This window comes from Pseudomonas fjordensis (assembly GCF_976987115.1).
In genome coordinates, this window is sequence record NZ_OZ336860.1 from 2,353,912 (window position 1) to 2,373,169 (window position 19,258).

Annotated in this window: 17 protein-coding genes and 1 pseudogene; 8 read left to right on the top strand and 10 right to left on the bottom strand. The window is 60.9% G+C overall.

Annotated elements, in window-relative coordinates; translation table 11 throughout:
* The first annotated feature begins 6 nt into the window (after nt 1–6).
* Nucleotides 7–2,151 (top strand): lipase family protein, encoded by a 2,145-nt coding sequence (locus ACWHXD_RS10870; RefSeq protein ID WP_138762698.1) that lies wholly within the window; start codon nt 7–9, stop codon nt 2,149–2,151.
* A 9-nt stretch (nt 2,152–2,160) separates the two neighbouring features.
* Here the strand turns inward: ACWHXD_RS10870 and codA are convergent, their stop codons facing one another.
* The 4 genes from codA to ACWHXD_RS10890 all read right to left on the bottom strand — a co-directional run bounded on the left by codA (nt 2,161) and on the right by ACWHXD_RS10890 (nt 6,462).
* Nucleotides 2,161–3,396, bottom strand: coding sequence for a cytosine deaminase (gene codA / locus ACWHXD_RS10875; protein WP_138762697.1), 1,236 nt, complete (start codon nt 3,394–3,396; stop codon nt 2,161–2,163).
* Between the two features lie 50 nt (nt 3,397–3,446).
* Nucleotides 3,447–4,715: a cytosine permease gene (gene codB, locus ACWHXD_RS10880; protein WP_138762696.1), complete on the bottom strand. Its 1,269-nt coding sequence runs from the start codon at nt 4,713–4,715 to the stop codon at nt 3,447–3,449.
* A 230-nt stretch (nt 4,716–4,945) separates the two neighbouring features.
* Nucleotides 4,946–5,302: a 6-carboxytetrahydropterin synthase QueD gene (queD, locus tag ACWHXD_RS10885; protein WP_003237990.1), complete on the bottom strand. Its 357-nt coding sequence runs from the start codon at nt 5,300–5,302 to the stop codon at nt 4,946–4,948.
* An 80-nt stretch (nt 5,303–5,382) separates the two neighbouring features.
* A complete protein-coding gene (locus ACWHXD_RS10890; protein ID WP_098952082.1) occupies nt 5,383–6,462 on the bottom strand; it encodes a patatin-like phospholipase domain-containing protein in 1,080 nt (359 codons plus the stop codon).
* Nucleotides 6,463–6,620: 158 nt separating this feature from the next.
* On the opposite strand from ACWHXD_RS10890, the gene ACWHXD_RS10895 reads away from it, so the two are divergent.
* From ACWHXD_RS10895 to ACWHXD_RS10910, 4 genes are read left to right on the top strand one after another with little or no spacing between them, the layout of a single operon-like run.
* A complete protein-coding gene (locus tag ACWHXD_RS10895) occupies nt 6,621–6,923 on the top strand; it encodes a PepSY domain-containing protein (protein WP_032892493.1) in 303 nt (100 codons plus the stop codon).
* Entirely contained in the window at nt 6,923–7,234 is a 312-nt protein-coding gene (locus ACWHXD_RS10900; protein WP_003190266.1) for a PepSY domain-containing protein, read from the top strand. The genes ACWHXD_RS10895 and ACWHXD_RS10900 overlap by 1 nt, the downstream gene beginning before the upstream one ends.
* Nucleotides 7,234–7,902 (top strand): response regulator transcription factor, encoded by a 669-nt coding sequence (locus tag ACWHXD_RS10905; RefSeq protein WP_034135263.1) that lies wholly within the window; start codon nt 7,234–7,236, stop codon nt 7,900–7,902. The genes ACWHXD_RS10900 and ACWHXD_RS10905 overlap by 1 nt, the downstream gene beginning before the upstream one ends.
* The gene (locus ACWHXD_RS10910; RefSeq protein WP_138762695.1) at nt 7,899–9,212 is read left to right on the top strand and encodes a sensor histidine kinase; all 1,314 of its coding nucleotides are present in this window, start codon (nt 7,899–7,901) and stop codon (nt 9,210–9,212) included. The genes ACWHXD_RS10905 and ACWHXD_RS10910 overlap by 4 nt, the downstream gene beginning before the upstream one ends.
* Nucleotides 9,213–9,359: 147 nt before the next feature.
* Here ACWHXD_RS10910 and ACWHXD_RS10915 read toward each other — a convergent pair whose 3' ends face one another.
* Both ACWHXD_RS10915 and ACWHXD_RS10920 read right to left on the bottom strand, forming a co-directional pair.
* Entirely contained in the window at nt 9,360–10,115 is a 756-nt protein-coding gene (locus ACWHXD_RS10915; protein ID WP_371914724.1) for a methyl-accepting chemotaxis protein, read from the bottom strand.
* A gap of 102 nt (nt 10,116–10,217) precedes the next feature.
* A pseudogene (locus ACWHXD_RS10920) lies at nt 10,218–11,507 on the bottom strand (methyl-accepting chemotaxis protein); the annotation flags it as partial.
* Nucleotides 11,508–11,736: 229 nt separating this feature from the next.
* Here ACWHXD_RS10920 and ACWHXD_RS10925 point away from each other — a divergent pair.
* Entirely contained in the window at nt 11,737–13,056 is a 1,320-nt protein-coding gene (locus ACWHXD_RS10925) for a Na+/H+ antiporter family protein (protein ID WP_161794324.1), read from the top strand.
* Between the two features lie 166 nt (nt 13,057–13,222).
* Nucleotides 13,223–14,902, top strand: coding sequence for a methyl-accepting chemotaxis protein CtpM (ctpM, locus tag ACWHXD_RS10930; RefSeq protein WP_138762693.1), 1,680 nt, complete (start codon nt 13,223–13,225; stop codon nt 14,900–14,902).
* A 574-nt stretch (nt 14,903–15,476) separates the two neighbouring features.
* Here ctpM and trhP read toward each other — a convergent pair.
* Nucleotides 15,477–16,790 (bottom strand): prephenate-dependent tRNA uridine(34) hydroxylase TrhP, encoded by a 1,314-nt coding sequence (trhP, locus tag ACWHXD_RS10935; RefSeq protein ID WP_138762692.1) that lies wholly within the window; start codon nt 16,788–16,790, stop codon nt 15,477–15,479.
* A gap of 171 nt (nt 16,791–16,961) precedes the next feature.
* On the opposite strand from trhP, the gene ACWHXD_RS10940 reads away from it, so the two are divergent.
* A complete protein-coding gene (locus tag ACWHXD_RS10940; protein ID WP_019818663.1) occupies nt 16,962–18,029 on the top strand; it encodes an AI-2E family transporter in 1,068 nt (355 codons plus the stop codon).
* A 3-nt stretch (nt 18,030–18,032) separates the two neighbouring features.
* Here ACWHXD_RS10940 and ACWHXD_RS10945 read toward each other — a convergent pair whose 3' ends face one another.
* The 3 genes from ACWHXD_RS10945 to ACWHXD_RS10955 all read right to left on the bottom strand — a co-directional run bounded on the left by ACWHXD_RS10945 (nt 18,033) and on the right by ACWHXD_RS10955 (nt 19,110).
* A complete protein-coding gene (locus tag ACWHXD_RS10945; RefSeq protein ID WP_003190283.1) occupies nt 18,033–18,215 on the bottom strand; it encodes a hypothetical protein in 183 nt (60 codons plus the stop codon).
* A 91-nt stretch (nt 18,216–18,306) separates the two neighbouring features.
* Nucleotides 18,307–18,501: a hypothetical protein gene (locus tag ACWHXD_RS10950; protein WP_003190284.1), complete on the bottom strand. Its 195-nt coding sequence runs from the start codon at nt 18,499–18,501 to the stop codon at nt 18,307–18,309.
* A gap of 234 nt (nt 18,502–18,735) precedes the next feature.
* On the bottom strand, nt 18,736–19,110 hold the full coding sequence (locus ACWHXD_RS10955; protein ID WP_138762691.1) for a hypothetical protein: 375 nt from the start codon (nt 19,108–19,110) through the stop codon (nt 18,736–18,738).
* Nucleotides 19,111–19,258 lie beyond the last annotated feature (148 nt).

Sequence of the window (19,258 nt, forward strand, 5' to 3'; positions counted from 1 at the left end):
AACCTCATGGAAGAAGCTGCATGGAAGCAACAGTTTTTCAACGACAGGATGCCTGCTTGCTCATTGAATGGGGGTTGGTTGACCTTCTGCTTAGTCGATGAAACGGGAAATGGAAAAAGTTATGGGGGACTGCCTTACACCCTGCGTGACGTTGCTGGTCAGCAATACAACGGTCGGTTGAACGGGGAGGGTTTTGCCCGAGTGGAGGGCTTTTTCTGTGGACCCGTAATTCTGATGATGGAGGAGCGCTATTCAGGTCGGGAAACGCTCTATCAGTCGCTCATGACACGTTCATTCTATGCATTGCCTATCACTGAGTTGCAAGTGCGTGCCGAGCAAACCCATTTTCTTGATAACCACGATCAGATTGTCGAAAAAAATCCCGTACGCCCAAATGCAGATCATTTTTATCAGGTTGAAGTGAGTGACCTGGTTCGACATAGCGCTCACTTGCCGCCCCTGTCGTCACAGGCTCACCGTCCAATGCGACATGCACTCAAGATGATGGCAGACCTTGGTTTTGGACCTCCCGAGTCTTCCTTCAAGGGGCTGGTGCTCTTTCCGAAAAAATTCACGATGTTGCAGGTGCGACCTCTAAGAGCATTACGGCCAATCCTTTCTACGCAGGATCAATTTTGCGCATTGAACTTGTACCAACTGGCATTAATGGCAACATTAAGCTATTGCGAGTTTGGCCAAGATCCTTCAGCAGAACCTAAGGATAAAGTCAGCTTTCCTTGGCATCCAAGTATCGGGAATCTGTTTGCCGAACGCTTGTCATGTTACCGGGAGGCGTGGAGGTTTGACTCAGAGCAAGTGCAACGATTTTATCCATTGTATGAAGACGTAGCTTATTCCCGTCGTTTCGAGATTTTGCCTTTTGATCCAGAGTTGTACAGGCAGAATGCCAATGCGCATGATCTCGAGCATCCGGAGCGTATACACTTTTTTAACGATGTAGAGTTTGGAACAGATACTCAAGCATTCATTTGTCATCACGATGAAGTGGTGCTTATTGCTGTACGCGGCACCGCTAGTGGTGCCGATGTTCTACGCGATGCAAACGCCCATCAAGTCCCATTCATCGAGGGCGTTGGAAAAGCCCATCAAGGTTTTTATCAGGCATTTCAGGCCATGCATAATTTTGTATCGGGTTATCTTTTTCGATATCACAGCAGACAACGAATTATCATTTGTGGCCATAGTCTTGGGGGGGCTATAGCACTCTTATTGGCAGAGGCCCTACGCCGCACACCAGATCGAGATTACGACCCACTCCTCTACACCTTCGGCGCCCCCCGCGCCGCCGACGCCGAATTCACCGCCGGCGCCTCATCCCTGGTCCACCATCGCATCGTCAACCACAACGACCCCGTCCCCAGTGTCCCGGCGCCCTGGATGAACACCACCGCCAAACTCTGGATTCCCGGGGCCATCACGCTATTCAGCAACCCCGCACCCGGTGGCCTGCTGTTCGCCGCAGGGCTGGTGCGGGTGGGCGGCAACCCCTATCGGCATCACGGTGAGCAATATCACTTCATGCCGATCACGCTCCCGGATGGCAGCCACTCTTCGGTGTTATGGAAGCCTGGGTGCGAATCGCTCCAAGAGGCGGGTTGCAACCGCGCATTGCAACTGCAGGGCGATATGCCCGACCGCGATAATCTGCTGAGGCAGCTGTTCCAAGCCGACCAGCACTTCATGACCACCAGCTACATCCCCGCCGCCTGGGCGACATTGCGACGCTGGCAACAAACCCTGGAGAGTGAGGGCCCGCTGGTGACCCAGCGGGAGTTCGAACTGCTCGACCGGGCCTTTGAAGAGATGCGCGAGCAACTGCGGGCCAAGCGGCGTGAACTGGCTCAGCGGCGCCCAGCCAATGATCGTAGCCATGAACCCACCGATGCCTTGAACGCAGAGATCGACCGTTTGCACACCAGCCGCGAGCGCTTGGCAAGCCTGCGCTGGCGTCGCCTGCAAGCCCACGATGTCTACGGCAGCCATGCCCCTTCCGCACATCTGCAATCGAGCCTCAAACGTTGGTTCAGCCACCGCGAGAATCGTGAGCCAGCCCAATTCGCCAGCATCCCGCCGCCGTCCCACGACGAACGGGCACGGGCTCAAACGCTGGACATCGACTCAGTCGTCTAACCCACGCGGTTACATAAACTCCACCTGGGCCGGTTGCCGTTTCATCAGTACCTTGCCGTTGCGGATCGAGTACAACGGCAGGCCCTGGCTACGTATGACTTCGTAGTCGCTGTCGGCTGACAGGATCAGCAGGTTCGCCGGGCGGCCTGCTTGCAGCCCATAGCGGTCGCCCAGGGCCATGGCTTTGGCACTGTTGTCGGTAACCAGATCCAGAGCGTTTTGCAAATTGCGATAACCGAGCATATGGCAGATGTGCAGGCCGGCCTCCAGCACTCGCAGGATATTGCCGTTACCCAGCGGGTACCAGGGATCGACGATGGAGTCCTGGCCAAAACACACGTTCATGCCGGCCTCAAGCAGTTCGTTGACGCGGGTGACGCCGCGGCGTTTCGGGAAGTTGTCGAAGCGGCCTTGCAGGTGGATGCTCTCGGTGGGGCACGAGACAAAGCTGATACCGGAATGCCCCAGCAGGCGAAACAGCTTGGCGCAGTAAGCGTTGTCGTAGGAGCCCATGGCCGTGGTGTGGCTGGCGGTCACGCGGGCCCCCATGTCGCGGCTGCGGGCTTCTTCGGCGAGGACTTCGAGAAAGCGTGAGTGGGGGTCATCGGTTTCGTCACAGTGCACGTCCACCAGGCAGCCGGTGCGTTCGGCCAGGTCCATGAGAAACTTCACCGAACTCACGCCTTGGTCGCGGGTGTATTCGAAGTGGGGGATGCCACCGATCACGTCGGCACCCAGGCGAATGGCTTCTTCCATCAGTTCGCGGCCATTGCGGAATGACTCGATGCCCTCCTGGGGGAAGGCGACGATTTGCAGGTCGATCAGGTGGGTACTCTCTTCACGTACCTCCAGCATGGCCTTGAGTGCGGTGAGGTCCGGGTCGGTGACGTCGACATGGGTGCGCACATGCTGGATGCCATGGGCGGCGAGGGCCTGTATGGTTTTTTTTGCCCGCGCCTTGGTGTCTTCCTGGGTAATGGTGGCCTTGCGTTCGCCCCAGCATTCGATGCCTTCAAACAGCGTACCGCTCATGTTCCAGCGCGGTTCGCCGGCAGTGAGGGTGGCGTCAAGGTGGATGTGAGGTTCGACGAAGGGCGGTATCACCAGGTTGCCGGCGGCGTCTAAGTCGCCGGCCATCAGCGTCGGCACCCCGGTTTGCGCAGTGATGCTGGCGATCCGGCCATTTTCCAGGTGCAGATCATGCAGGCCTTCACGGTTGCGCAGGCGGGCATTGATGATGTGCATGCTCAAGTTCCTCTTGGCTAAAAACAATCAGGCAGACAGCCGCCAGATCCTCAGGGCGATACTGATGTCCAGGCGGTCATGGCGCGTAGTATGGCCGTGAGCAGTACATAGGTCAGCGACGCGGCAACAATTCCCACCAACGGCGCGACCCACGGTGAGTTGAACGCCAGCACGGTGCCCACTCCATACGCAATCAGGCCGGGCCAATTGAACGCCGGCAGGCGAGCCTGCGCCAAGCGTGGGTATTGGCCGCGATAACGATAGAAGAAGTCCGCCATGATCACGCCCCCAATCGGCGGGATGACCGTGCCCAGCAGGATCAGGTACGGCACCAGCAGGTCGTACATGCCGAACAAGGCGAGCAGGGTACCGATCACCGCGCCGGCCAGGGTCACGCTCTTGCGCCGTTGGGTGCGCAGCAGGTTGCAACCGGCGACGGCGAAGTTGTAGATGGTGTTGTCCTGGGTGCTCCAGATATTGAGCAGCAACATCGCCATCGCTGCCGTGGCGAAACCTTGCAGCAGCAAGACCTCCACCACATCCGGTTGCTGATAGACGATGGCGCCATAGGCCCCGATCAGCACCATCAAGCCGTTGCCGACAAAAAAGCCGATCAGGCTGGCCAGCACCGCAACTTTGGCCGAGCGCGAAAACCGTGTCCAGTTGGTGGCCTGGGTTGCGCCGCTGACAAAGGTCCCGAACACCAGGGTGATGGCGGTAGAGAGGTCCAACTCCGCGCTGGGCACCACCGCCAGCAGCCCCTGCAGCCCGCCTACCTTCACGGTGGCGCCCCACATCGACAGCAGCAACAGCAGCCCCATGGCCGGCACCGCGATGTAGGACAAAATTTCCAACCCGCGATACCCCACGTAGGCGGTGGCGCAGAACAATAAGCCAAACACCAGCATCAGCCCCAGCACACTGCCCGGGCTCAACTGGAAATACTTGCCCAATACCACGGCCGCCGTGGCCGTGCCCCAGGCATACCAGCCTATCTGGGTAAAACCGAGGATCAAGTCACTGAGCTTGCTACCCACTTCGCCAAAGCAGAAACGCCCCATCAGCACCGAGTTCAAGCCGCTCTTGAAGGCGACGTAACCCAAGCCTGCGGCGTAGATACCCAACAACAGGTTACCCAGGGCCACGACGCCAAGCATGTCGATGAAGCTGAACGCCACCCCCAGCTTGCCGCCGGCGAACATGGTCGCGGTAAAAAAGGTGAACCCCAGCAACACCATGGCCGTAGAGGCCAGCCCCTTGCGCGCATGCAAGGGGACTTCGCTGAGAGGGTAGTCGTTGCCGGGGTCTTGCTGCGTCATGGGGGCTGCTCCCTGAGTGGTGACCCAGGTAGCGTGCATCCCGCGTGCCAACGCAGATGCGAGCAGGTATGCGCTGACGGGAGCAAGCCCTTTATAAGGCTGCCCCCTTCCAATCAGCGCAAAAGCAGTGCAGCGGTGAGCCAAACTGGCTCAGTCGAACAGCGTTTGTGCGGGTTTCCCAGATGGGTCAGCCCGCCGGCGCTTCGAAAAAAACCACCCGCAGGTGGTTCTTACTCACCGCGATAAATGCAGCCACTGGTGCACGTCTCGTGGATACGGATCGCACTGAGCTCCGGCAGCAGAGGTTTCAACTCCGTCCAGATCCACTTGGCCAGCACTTCGCTGGTGGGGTTTTCCAGGCCGGGAATATCGTTGAGGTAGTTGTGGTCGAGGCGTTCATACAGCGGCTTGAAAATCGCTTTGATCTCCGAGAAGTCGCGAATCCAGCCAGTATGGGGATCCAGGTCGCCGCTCAGGTGGATGGCCACCTTGAACGAATGCCCATGCAGGCGCCCACATTTGTGGCCTTCCGGTACGTGGGGCAGGCGGTGGGCGGATTCGAAGGTAAACTCTTTGAAGATTTCCACAGTGTTTTCAGCTCGGTCAGGTGTCTGGCAGGCGGCGAGTTTAACAGCTTGACCAGCCCCTGCGCATACCGCCCATGCGGTCAAAGGGCCAGCAAACGGTCGCCGAGCTTGCCGTTATCCGCCAATGCCAAAAACTCATCCCCCAGCCGCTGGCTCTCGCTCATGGCGGTTTGCCAATATTTGTTGCGGCCTGGATCATCGCCCATGAACCGCTTGAAGTCGCTGCGGTCTGGCAGTTTGCCGTGGGGCAGGCGGGCCAGGTAGTCCCTGGACGGCGCCAGCAGTAACACATCCTGCAAGCCTTGCTGGTTGCTGCGTCGCCATGGCAGGCCCTTGTCGAACCAGCCGGGGATGACCCGGTCGGTAAAGTGCGGGTACAGCACGATGTCATCGCCGTGGTAGGGCAAGTCGAGGTGGTAATCCAGCAGGCCGCCGTCGCGGTAGGTGCCGGCTCCGGCTCCGGGCAGGTCGCGCACGCCTTGCATCACCATGGGGATCGAGCCGGACGCGAGCAACGCCTGGCGCAGGTTACCCACGTCCAGGCTGAGGAAGCGCGAGGGGAAATCCTTCAGGGGGTGTACCGGGGGTGCCTGGCGCGGGTCGTGGATGATCAGCCGCTCGAAATGCCGCGACAGCCGTGCGCGGCCCCGCAGGTTATCGGCAATCACCGACGACAGGCCCAGCCCCAGCCGCCCACGGTGGTCATCGGCGAGCAAGCCGTGGCTCTTGACCACCATGATGTTCAACCGATAGTCGGGGTTGTCCAGCACCCGCGCATCACGCCCGGCCAGCAGGTCGTCGAGCATGCGCTGGCAGCTCTGGCTGACTTGGGCCATGGTCACGCCTTTGGCAAAGCGCTGCTCGTTGTACAGGCGGCCCAGGTCGAGCAAGCCTTGCACCGGGTCGGGCAGGCAGGCGCTGGCGAACCGCCAGGAGCCGATGGACGCGCCGATCAGCGCACGCTCGCGCGGGGCACGGCGTAACCAGTCACCGAACAGCGCCAGGTCGAGCCCTTGGATACCCAGGGCCTTGGGGCCGCCCGCCGCACCGGGGAGGATGCCGACGTCGGCAGGCGCAAGGCCCTGCTCGCGGATGCGGGTGAAGGCGCGTTTGCCGGCCTTGAGGGTCAAGGCCGGGAACTTGATATGGATGGCGGTCATACCGGTCTCTGTTGAGGCGAGCGGGGCAGTATAGGAAATCTCGCAGGCCGTGGGAAAAATGGCTTAACCGCAATTGCCATGGTGGCAATTCAGTTTCAGTTAAGTTGCAGCGCGTACGGTGGCCGATGTAGGAAAACATCATGTAACGGAGACTTATCATGAAGCGCCTCACTGCCCTGGGCGCCGCCGCTATCATCCTCGTTACGGCGACCCCGGCCGCCGCCGTGGACCCCGACAAGCCACTGATCGTGCCGGCCACTGTTACTATTGTCGCTTTCGATCAATTGGACGCCACGGCCCTGGCCCTTCACCCTGGTTCGACGCTGCTGGACACCGATCTGGATGAGGAATACGGCAAGTACGTCTATGAAGTCGAGCTACGAGATACCAACGGCATTGAATGGGATGTTGAATTGAACGCGCTCACCGGGCAGGTTCTCAAGAATCATCAGGATACGTAATGAAGGTAAATTTACGCGTCGGCAGTCGCGTGGCGCTGGTGCTCATGGTGTTTTGTTCCAGCCTGGCGGCCCGCGACCTCAACCAGGACGAAGCCCTGGCCCTGCGCCAGCAGGGCGTGATCCTGCCATTGGAACAGCTGTTGCAGCAGGCCATGGCACGATACCCCGGCTCACGGCTGCTGGAAGCCGAACTGGAAAAGAAACACGGGCAATATGCCTATGAAGTGGAACTGGTGACCACCGAGGGCGTGGTGCGCGAGATCAAGCTGGACGCCACCAACGGTGACCTGATCAAAGATGAGGAAGATTGATGCGCCTGCTCCTGGTGGAAGACAACGTCCCCCTGGCCGACGAACTGATGGCCGGCCTGCAGCGCCAGGGCTATGCGGTCGACTGGCTGGCCGATGGCCGCGACGCCGTATATCAAGGGCGCAGCGAACCCTATGACCTGATCATCCTCGACCTTGGCCTGCCAGGGTTGCCCGGGCTTGAAGTGCTGGCCCAATGGCGCGCCGCCGCGTTGGCCATCCCGGTTCTGATTCTCACCGCCCGCGATTCCTGGGCCGAGCGTATCGAAGGGCTCAAGGCCGGCGCCGATGATTACCTGAGCAAACCCTTTCACCCTGAAGAGCTGTACCTGCGCATCCAGTCGCTGCTGCGCCGCTCCCACGGCCAGACGAACCAGCCCACCCTGCAAGCCGCCGGCCTGCATTTAGATGAAGGGCGCCAGTGCGTGCTACGCGACGGCGCCGAAATCCAACTGACGGCTGCCGAGTTTCGCTTGTTGCGCTATTTCATGCTGCATCCCGAACAGATCCTGTCCAAAAGCCACCTGGCCGAACACTTGTATGACGGCGAGACCGAGCGCGACTCCAATGTGCTGGAGGTGCACGTCAACCACCTGCGGCGCAAATTGGGCCGCAGCGTGATCGAGACCCGGCGCGGCCAGGGCTACCGTTTCGGCGCCACCCCGGCATGAGGTCAATCCAGCGGCGCCTGAGCCTGGGGTTGATCAGCGTGATGGTGATTGTCGGCGTGGTGCTGGCGCAAACCAGCCTGTGGTTGTTCGAGGCGGGTTTGCAGCGCTACCTTGAAGCGGGCTTGCGCAACGACAGCGAAAACCTGCTGGTGGCGCTGGTGCGTGGGCCCAACGGCGTGCAGTTGGATGAGCAACGCCTGTCGCCGGCGTACCAACGGCCATTTTCCGGGCATTACTTTCGTATCGACTTTGCCGACGTGCACTGGCGCTCCCGCTCACTGTGGGACCAGGAACTGCCCCGGCTCCCCGTGGCGGGGCTCAAGGGCAACCTGCAACTGGGGCCCGAAGGCCAGCAACTGTTGGTGTTGCGCTCGGACTACAAGCGCTTTGGCCAGTCGATTTCCATCAGCGTGGCCCAGGACTACACGCCCGTGCGCGAGAGCTTTCGCCTGATGCGCCAGGTCGGCCTGGTGATGGGGCTGGCGGCGCTGCTGCTGGTGCTGATCCTGCAACGGGTCACCGTGCGCCGTGCCTTGCGCCCGCTGGAGACCGCACGTAACCAGATCGCCCAACTGCAACAAGGCCAGCGTTCGCAACTCGACACCCAGGTGCCGCTTGAGCTCGAACCCCTGGTGGCGCAGATCAACCACCTGCTGGCGCACACCGAAGACAGCCTCAAGCGCTCCCGCAATGCCCTCGGCAACCTGGGCCATGCGCTGAAAACCCCGCTGGCGGTGTTGTTGAGCGCCGCTTCCAGTGAAGCCCTCAAGGATCATCCGCAGTTGAGCCAGTTGCTGCGCGAGCAATTGGAGCAGGTGCAGCAGCGCCTCAACCGTGAACTCAACCGTGCACGCCTGGCCGGCGATGCCTTGCCGGGCGCGTTGTTTGACTGTGAACAAGAGCTGCCCGGTTTACTGGCCACCCTGCGCATGATCCACGGCGAACACCTGGACCTCAGCTACCAGGTGGCGCCGGGCCTGCAACTGCCCTGGGACCGTGAAGATCTGCTGGAACTGCTGGGCAATCTGTTGGACAACGCCTGTAAATGGGCGGACGCCGAGGTACGCCTTAGCGTCAGCGAGACGCCCCACGGTTACCAACTGGCGGTGGAAGATGACGGCCCCGGCATTCCCGAGGCCCAGCGCGACCAGGTGTTCAGCCGTGGCGCACGCCTGGATGAACAGAGGGTTGGCCATGGCCTGGGTTTGGGGATCGTGCGCGACATCGTTGAGGTGTGGGGCGGGGTGTTGCAGCTGCAGGAGAGTGAGCTGGGTGGGCTCAAGGTATTGATCGAGTTGCCACGCCGCTAGCATTCACACACCGTAGTTCAAAATGTGGGAGCGGGCTTGCTCGCGAATAGGGTGTGTCAGTCAATGCATTGGCGACTGATACACCGCATTCGCGAGCAAGCCCGCTCCCACCCTGATTTTGCTATCTCAGGTTGTGTGCAAGGTCCCTTACACCCTGAACTGATCCATCAACCCCTGCTGCTGATTCGCCAGGCTGTTCAACGCCTGGCTGACCCGCGCCGACTCATTGGCCTGCTCCGACAACGACTCGGTCACATCGCGAATGGTCGCCACGTTGCTGTTGATCTCTTCGGCCACCGCGCTTTGCTCTTCGGCGGCGCTGGCGATTTGCAGGTTCATGTCGCTGATCACCGTGACCGCATCGCCAATCTGGCGCAAGGCCGTCACGGCCTGGCCCACCTGTTCGACGCTGCCCTGGGCCTGGCGATAGCTGTTGCCCATGGAACCGACCACGTCGCTGGTACCGGTTTGCAATTGTTCGATCACCAGGCGGGTTTCTTCCACCGATTCCTGGGTGCGCCGTGCCAGGTTGCGCACTTCGTCGGCGACCACGGCAAAACCGCGGCCGGCCTCACCGGCGCGAGCGGCTTCGATGGCGGCGTTGAGCGCCAACAGGTTGGTCTGCTCGGCGATGCCGCGAATTACTTCGAGCACCGAGCCGATCTGTTCGCTGTTGGCGGCCAAGCCTTCTACCTGGGCCATGGCAGTGCTCATGTCGGCGGCGAGTTCGCCAATGTTGACGGTGGTGCGGTCGATAACCGTCAAGCCTTGACGAGTCGCCTGGTCGGCATCCCGTGCGGCTTGGGCCGCTTGGGCGGCGCTGCGGGCCACGTCCTGGGCGGTGGCGCTCATTTCGTGGGACGCGGTGGCCACCTGGTCCACCTGGCGGTACTGCTGCTCCATGCCGGCGCTGGTTTGCGTGGCAATGGCTGCGGACTGGTCGGCGGTGCCGCGGGCATCCTGCACCGAGCGTTTGACCTCGGCAATGATCGGCTGCAGCTTGTCGAGAAAACGGTTGAACCAGCCGGCCAATTGGCCCAGTTCGTCCTGTTTGGCATAGGCCAGGCGCCGGGTCAGGTCGCCTTCGCCGCTGGCGATATCTTCAAGCATGTGCGCCACGCCAAGGATTGGCCGGGTCACGCTGCGCGCCATCAGCCACACCAGGATCAAACCGACCACGGCGGCCAGCAGTCCCAGGCCCAGTTCCAACAGGGTGCCTTTGGCGTTGTCGGCGTCCAGCTGGTTTTTCAGCGCTTCGGCGGGGGCGACCAGGACTTGTTCCGGTACATCCAGCAATACGCCCCACGCCTTACCGCCGGGAATCGGCGCAAAAGGTGCCAGTACCTTGAGTTGATGGTCGGTGCGCAGGCTGTGAGTCTGGTTACTGCTGGCCAGGGCACTGATCAACTGCGCGCCGCTGGCCGGGTCGACCTGCTCCAGGCGTTGGCTGAGTTTGCTGGCATCCGGGCTGTAGCCGGCCAATAAGCCAATCGGGCTGAGGATGCTGACCTGGGTCTGGCCGTCGTAGAGTTTCTGGCTGGCCTGTTGGCTGACCGCCTGCAAGCTGTTGAGGTTGATGTCCACCGACAGCGAGGCGATGACTTTGCCGTTCACCATCAGTGGGAACACGATGCTGGTCATCAGCACGTTCTGGCCGTCGATCACATAAAAGTAAGGCTCGATCACGCAGGGTTTGAGGGTCGTGCGCGGGCAAGTGAACCAGGCGTTGGCCTTTTCGCCGCTGGGGCCGATGGAGGTGTCGGCCATGTCGCTCTCGGGCAGCGCCATCGAGGTGATTTTCCCCGGCGTCGGTTGCGACCAGTACAGCGCGAAACGGCCTTTGTCATTGCTGCCCAGTTCCGCCTGGTTGGCGAACAGTTCGTCCTTGCCGTCCAGCGCATTGGCTTCGAACACCAGGGACAAGCCGAGCAGGTCAGGGTTGGCCTGCAACGCGGCCTTTACCTGGCGGGTCAGGTCTTCACGGGTGTCGAAGGCATCGAGAAAGCGCTTTTCGGCCTGCTCACGCAAAAACAGCACCTGGCGGGAAAAACCGTGGCCGTACTGGTAGGCATCCATGAACTGCTGGCGAATGCCCAGCGCCTGCACTTCGCCTTGGGCTTCGATGCGCGACTGGGCGGCTTCGTCGAGCATCTGCATGCTGGACGCCTTGACCTGCTGCGAGCTCTGCGCCATGCGATACAGCGACAGACCCACCAGCAGGGTCACGATCCCCAGCAGGCACAGGCCCGCCAGCAGGGTGATTTTCCATTGAATGGAGAGCTGCCTGAGCGACATCGGGACATCCTTACCTGAAAGCACATAGAGACAGCTTATCGGCGGGCGCCTGCAATTCTTTATCTGTTGAGAGAGCGTTCCCTCACCACAGTTTTTGACATGGCAGCCCAGCTCCTGCAAAGTGCGCGCCCTCTAATAAGACCTCTTTCAAGCCTGCACGCCGGCAGCTGTTCCCATGGGCCGCGCGCGGGCATGCCTGTCTTTTTTGTTTCTGCTTGAGGTAACCATGATTAACGCAGTCATCGCCGCGGTCGGCACCATGCTGGTACTCAGCCTGTCCCGCGTGCACGTGGTCATCGCCATTATCGTCGGCGCCCTGGTGGGCGGCTTGACCGGTGGCCTGGGTATCGAGGCCACGCTCAAGGCCTTCAACGGCGGGCTGGGCGGCGGCGCAACCGTGGCCTTGTCCTACGCATTGCTCGGGGCTTTCGCCGTGGCGATTGCCAAGTCCGGGCTGGCCCATGCCCTGGCGGACAAAGCCTTGCTGCTGGTGGACCGCCAGGACGCCAGCGGTGGCAACCACGTCAAATGGCTGCTGATCGGCCTGTTGTGGGTGGTGGCGATTGCCTCGCAGAACATCTTGCCGATCCACATTGCGTTTATTCCGCTGCTGGTACCGCCGCTGCTGTACGTACTGACCAAGCTGCAACTGGACCGTCGCCTGATCGCCTGCGTGATGACCTTCGGCCTGATTACTCCATACATGTTTCTGCCGGTGGGCTTTGGCAATATCTTCCTCAATCAGATCCTGCTGGCCAACGTCGCCAAGAGCGGGGTGGATATCAGCGGGGTCAATGTCACCCACGCCATGGGTTTGCCGGCGCTGGGCATGGTGGTGGGCCTGCTGGTGGCGGTGTTGATCAGCTACCGTAAAAAGCGTGTGTACGACCTGAAGAAAATCGAGCGCGTCGAGCAAGTGGCGGTGCAGTACAACCCGCTGACCCTGCTGGTGGCCGGCCTGGCAATTGCCTCGGCATTCATCATCCAGTTGTGGTTGGACTCGATGATCATCGGCGCCCTGGCCGGGTTCCTGATCTTCTCGGTGTCGGGCATCGTGCGCTGGCGCGACACCGATGACCTGTTCACCGAAGGCATGAAGATGATGGCGATGATCGGCTTCATCATGATCGCGTCCTCAGGTTTTGCCGAAGTGCTCAAGGCCACCGGTGACGTGAACTCGCTGGTGCAAGCCTCGGCGGCGTTCATCGGCCATAGCCGGGGCGTCGGGGCGTTGTTGATGTTGCTGGTGGGGTTGTTGGTGACCATGGGCATCGGTTCGTCGTTTTCCACGGTGCCGATCCTCGCGGCGATTTTCGTGCCATTGTGTGTGCAGCTGGGCTTTAGCCCGTTGGCCATCGTGTGCATCGTCGGTACCGCGGGTGCCTTGGGCGACGCCGGTTCGCCCGCCTCGGACTCCACCCTCGGCCCAACCTCCGGCCTGAACATCGACGGCCAGCACCACCATATCTGGGACACCGTGGTGCCGACCTTCCTGCACTACAACCTGCCGCTGCTGGCGTTCGGCTGGTTGGCTGCGATGACGCTCTGACGAGGTTCCTGTAGGAGCGAGCTTGCTCGCGAAAAGCGTCAACGATAACGCGGGCAACCTGGCACCCCGCAGTGCTCTCAGGTTCTTCGCGAGCAAGCTCGCTCCTACAGAAATTGCTCACATGGCCGTTAACCTCTCAAGTCGCCACTAACAAGAGAGAAAAGCCATGCGTCTGAGTTTGAAGGCCAAAGTCCTGGCCCTTGCTGTCGTGCCGGTGTTGTTGTTTGCCGTGGTCATCAGCCTGACCACCGTGTGGATTCTGCAGGGCCAGGCCCGCAACGAAGTGGATGAAACCCGCCAGCGCCTGCTCAACGACGCCAAGGCCACCCTGCAAGGTTATGTCGAGGTGGCCATGACCACCATCAAGCCGCTCTACGACGCGGCAGCCCCCGGCGACAGCGCGGCGCGGGCGCAGGTGGTCAAATTGTTGTCCAATACCAGCTACGGCAAAGACGGCTATTTCTTCGGCTACGACTCCGAGACCATCCGCCTGTTCAAGGGCAACAGCCCGGACGGCGTAGGCAAAAGTTTCAAAGACAACCGTGACCCCAACGGCGTCTACGTCAACCGCGACCTGGTCAAGGTCGGCAAGGACGGCACCCACTACCTGCAATACAGCTCGACCCAGCCCGGCCAGACCGAGTTGGTGCCCAAGCTCGGCTATACCGAATACCTGCCCAAGTGGGACATGGTGATCGGCACCTCGGTGAACCTCGATGGCATCGACGCCCAGGTGGCGGTGGTGCAGGCTAAAGTCGAGAAGCGCATGCAAGGTGTACTGCTGAGCATCCTCGGCGTCGCCGTGGTGGTGTTGCTGGTGATCGCCGCCGTGGGCATGCTGTTGGCCAATACCATCTTGCGTCCGCTGCACCTGATGAAAGCCAACCTCGATGACATCGCAGCGGGTGAAGGCGACCTGACCCGCCGCCTGGCCATCACCAGCCAGGATGAACTCGGCGACCTGGCCGGTGCGTTCAACCGCTTTGTCGATAAGATCCACGGCCTGGTGCGCCAGATCACTGACATGACCGCTCAGCTCACCGGGTTGGTGAGCCAGGTGTCCGACCAGGCCCAGCGCTCCGAGCAGGCCATGGAACGCCAGCGCCACGAGACCGACCAAGTAGCCACCGCGATCAACCAGATGTCCTCGGCTGCCCACGAAGTGGCGCGCAGTGCCCAGGGCGCCGCCGTCGCCGCGCAGCAGACCGATGCCGAAGGCCAGGCAGCCAAGCGTGTAGTGGACGGCAGCATCGCGCAGATCCATGCGCTGGTGAACGACATCCGCAGCAGCGGCGTGTCCTTGGACAGCCTGCAGCAGGATGTGTCGTCTATCGTCAGCGTGCTCGGCGTGATCCGCTCCATCGCCGAACAAACCAACCTGTTGGCGCTCAACGCTGCCATCGAAGCCGCACGGGCCGGGGAGGCCGGGCGTGGCTTTGCCGTGGTCGCCGACGAAGTGCGTGCGCTGGCCAGCCGCACCCAAACCAGCACCCAGGAAATCCAGGGCATGATCGACCGCCTGCAAAAGGGCACCGAGGCGGCCGTGGACGCAATGCGCCGCTCCAGCGATGCCGGCGACGGCACCTCGGCCCAGGCCAACCAAGCCGGGACGTCCCTGGACACCATGGCGCAACTGATTGGCACTATTAATTCAATGAACGCCCAGATCGCCAGCGCCGCCGAAGAGCAGACCGCCGTGGCGGAAGAGATCAACCGCAGCGTGCATCAGATTGCCGTAGCGGTAGACAGCGTGGCGGACGAAACCCAGTTGGGCGCTCAGACGTCTCGCAGCCTGGCCGACCTGGGCCAGCGCCTCGGGCAGTTGGTGGGCCAGTTCAGGATCTGATCCTTTCAACCCATGGCAGCATAGGTATCTACACAATTTTGGTGCGACGCTGAACTTGTGGCGAGGGAGCTTGCTCCCGTGACGGCCTGACAGCTGGCGCCTATCTCCCTGAGGCACCGCAATCCAAATGTGGGAGCTGGCTTGCCTGCGAAGACGGCCTGACAGTCAACACTGTTGGACCGTGTACATATCCATTCCTGCGGTAACGGCCACTTAGGGTTCCGCTCTGACAGCGGGTCACTTTTGGAAAAGAGCCCCAAAAGTAACCAAAAGGGCTCTTGCCCCACCACTCGGCACCTCGCTTAGGCTCGGTGTGCCCGTAATCCGCCAGTGATTTGGGGGGCCGCCGCCACGCGCCATCCATGGCGCGGGGCGGCTAAACCGGCATCCCTGCCGGTTTACCCCCCAAATCCCTGTCGAATTCCGGCCAGCGTGGTTTGACGGGGCGCCTGAGATCAAGATCAAAAGCAGATCAACAGCAGATCAAGAGCAAGAGCGGCTCGCTTCGCATCGTGGTTACCGTCTGCTGCTATAGCCCACAAAGTTGTGTAGATACCGATGCCCATGGCAGGGATTAAACGTCGCGCATCAGCAGGCCAAAGCGCAGGTCCATCTGCGCCGGAATCGGCACATACACCGTATGCCCGTCCCCCGGCGCCACCTCGATGCTTTCGCCCTTGGCGTTATGCAGGCTCGGCAAGTCAAAGTGAAAATTGCCGGCGGGCGTCATCAACTCCAGGTGGTCGCCCAGCGCAAAGCGATTCTTCACCTTCACCTCGGCCAACGCGCCACGCCGCTCGCCGGTCAGTTCTCCGACAAACTGCTGGCGTTCGGAAACCGAGCTGCCGTTCTGGTAGTTCTGGTATTCGTCGTGCACGTGGCGGCGCAGGAAACCTTCGGTGTAGCCACGTTGGGCCAGGGACTCGAGGTTGGTCATCAAGCCGCGGTCAAACGCACGGCCGGCCACAGCGTCGTCGATGGCCTGGCGGTACACCTGGGTGGTGCGCGCGCAGTAGAAGTGCGATTTGGTGCGGCCTTCGATCTTCAACGAATGCACGCCCATCTGTGCCAGGCGCTCCACATGCTGCACGGCCCGCAGGTCCTTGGCGTTCATGATGTAGGTGCCGTGTTCGTCTTCAAAGGCGGGCATGGGTTCATCGGGGCGATTGGTTTCCTGTAGCAGGAACACCTGATCGGTGGGCGTGCCGATGCCCAATGTGGGTTGATATTTCTGGACGATATCGCCAGTGGCATTCTCCACTGCCGGCGTGGCCTGGTATTTCCAGCGGCAGGCATTGGTGCAGGTGCCCTGGTTGGCGTCACGCTTGTTCATGTAGCCCGACAGCAGGCACCGCCCGGAATAGGCCATGCACAAGGCCCCATGCACAAACACCTCCAACTCCATCGCCGGCACCTGCTGGCGGATTTCGCCGATCTCTTCCAGGGACAGCTCCCGCGACAGAATCACCCTGCAAATGCCTTGTTGCTGCCAGAACACCACGCTGGCCCAGTTCACCGTATTGGCCTGTACCGACAGGTGGATCGGCATCTGCGGGAAGTGCTGGCGCACCAGCATGATTAACCCCGGGTCGGACATGATCAGCGCATCCGGGCCCATGGCGATAACGGGCGCCAGGTCCTTGAGGAAGGTCTTGAGCTTGGCGTTGTGGGGCGCAATGTTCACCACCACGTAGAAGCGCTTGCCCTGGTCATGGGCTTCCTGGATGCCGAGGGCCAGGTTGGCGTGGTCGAACTCGTTGTTGCGCACCCGCAGGCTGTAGCGCGGCTGGCCGGCATAGACCGCATCGGCACCGTAGGCAAAGGCGTAGCGCATGTTTTTCAGGGTGCCGGCAGGGGCGAGCAGTTCGGGGGCAATCATGGAGGGCATGGCTGTAGGTCGCAAAAGGCGCGAGGGTAGTGCAGGGCCGGGCGCCGTGCATTGATCCACGTCTAAACAGGGCGATCTATGCTTGTTCGAAAAACAAGGGCACTCCCAGGTTTGGCTGCGGACTAAGCAACAGGGCCGCGATCGGCCCTGTTTTTCTGACATGGACCGGACATGAATCAAACCAACCTGCAATTCAAAACCCTGTTGCTGCTACTGGCCCTGGTCACCGTGGCCTTTATCTGGATATTGCTGCCGTTCTACGGCGCGGTGTTCTGGGCCGTGATCCTGGGCATTATCTTTGCGCCGATGCAGCGCCGCCTGCAGCAGCGTTTTAGCTGGAACCGCAACCTGACCTCCCTGACCACCTTGATGGTGTGCCTGGTGATCGCGATTCTGCCGGTGATCATCACCAGTGCGTTGCTGGTGCAAGAGGGGGCCACGCTCTACAAAAACATCGAGAGCGGCAAACTCGACGTGGCGGGTTATATCGAGCAATTCAAGAACGTCCTACCGCCGTATTTTCAGCAATTGCTCGACCGCTTCGGCATGGGTAACCTCGAAGGGCTGCGGGAAAAGGTCGTCAAGGGCGCGATGCAGGGCAGTCAGTTCTTTGCCTCCCAGGCGTTCAGCTTTGGCCAGGGGACGTTTGATTTCCTGGTGAGCTTTTTCATCATGCTGTACCTGCTGTTTTTCCTGCTGCGCGACGGCCCGGAGCTGGTACGCAAAGTGCGTACAGCCGTGCCCTTGGCCGAGCCGCAAAAGCGTCGCCTGCAACTCAAGTTCAACCGCGTGGTGCGCGCCACGGTCAAGGGCAACGTGCTGGTGGCCGTGACCCAGGGTGCGCTGGGTGGCTTGATTTTCTGGTTCCTGGACATTCCCAGTGCCTTGCTCTGGGCCGTATTGATGGCGTTCCTGTCCCTGCTGCCTGCGGTGGGTGCCGGGCTGGTCTGGGGGCCGGTGGCAGTTTATTTCCTGTTGAGCGGTTCGATCTGGCAGGGCGTGGTGCTGGGGCTGTTCGGCGTGTTCGTGATTGGCCTGGTGGACAACGTGCTGCGCCCGATCCTGGTGGGCAAGGACACCAAGATGCCGGACTACCTGATCCTGATCTCGACCTTGGGCGGCCTCTCGGTGTTCGGCCTTAATGGCTTTGTCATCGGGCCGCTGGTGGCAGCGTTGTTCATGTCGTGCTGGGCGTTGTTCGTCGAAACCAAGCCGCGGGTCAAGCTGCCGCTGCCGTAACGCTCAGGCTTCTAGCCTGAAGTCGGTTGCCATCCGGCGTTGTGTTTCGGCATCTGATAACGAGGTGAGCGGGCCGCTGATCGGCTCGCCATCGCGCACCACATACCAGCAGGCGAGCAAGCCCAGTTTGCGCAGAGGGGCGGGGACGGCGCTACCGATGACAGACATGATTTGAACAGTGGGCATAAGTACCTCCAAACGTTATGGAGGTCACCTTACGGTTTGCTGGCGCCTGGGAAAAATCACCTGGCTCGATAGTCGACATCAATGCCAGGCGTTAATCCACCACCTGGTCGAGCATGTTCACCACTTCGTGCTCACTGAGCAGGCCCTTGCGCACCAGGTTTTCGGCCAGCAATGCCAGGAACTTGGCGCTGCGATGGCCTTCAAGGTGCTTGAGCTCAGTCAAGGCGCTGTAGACCTTGCTGGAGGTGCAAAGGCCGGCGGTGCGGTGCGGGTTTTGTGTGGGCATGGTCAATCGTCCTTAATTGTTATTGGCTGGACTGGGTCGATAGTGCGACTGTTTTGTGACGCAAACATGACAGCGCAGCCCGCAATCGATCAAGAGGATATTCGACGCTTATGATGTGGGATTGGTGCTCGTGCGTTGTTCTCACAGCGACACTGGCAGGATAAATCCGGACTTCCCAGGCAAAAAAAGGCCCCGCGTGTGGGCGAGGCCTGTGGGGGCAACGGGTATTAGAACTTACCAACCGCGGCGGTAGTAACCGTGGGGCGGGCCGTAGTAGCCACGAGGCGGTCCATAATAACTGCGCGGTGGGCCGTAGTAGACGGGCGCCGGGCGGTAGTAAACCTGCTGTTGCACATACACCGGTGGCGGTGGCGCGTAGTAGACCGGGGGAGGAGCGGCATACACCGGCTGCGGCTGCACATATACCGGTTGCTGCACGTACACCTCACGCGGCTGGCTGGCAACCACGGAGCCGACTACCGCTGCGCCGACAAGTGCACCGAACACGGCCGGGCCACCCCAACCACCACCGTGGGCGGAGGCTTGGCCGGCCATCGCGAGTGCGCCGATAAGCAAGGCGATCCTGGGGAGTTTACGCATGATGGTCATTCCTCAATTAGCCCCTGCGCTTGTGGTCTGCAATCAATAGACTCAAGGATTGTCGCGGGGATACTTTTAAGACAACGTATTTCGAGAAAACAGCACCGCCACTGGGTAAAGGTTGTGTAAGGTCTGTACCGATTTGCTTACTTCAAGG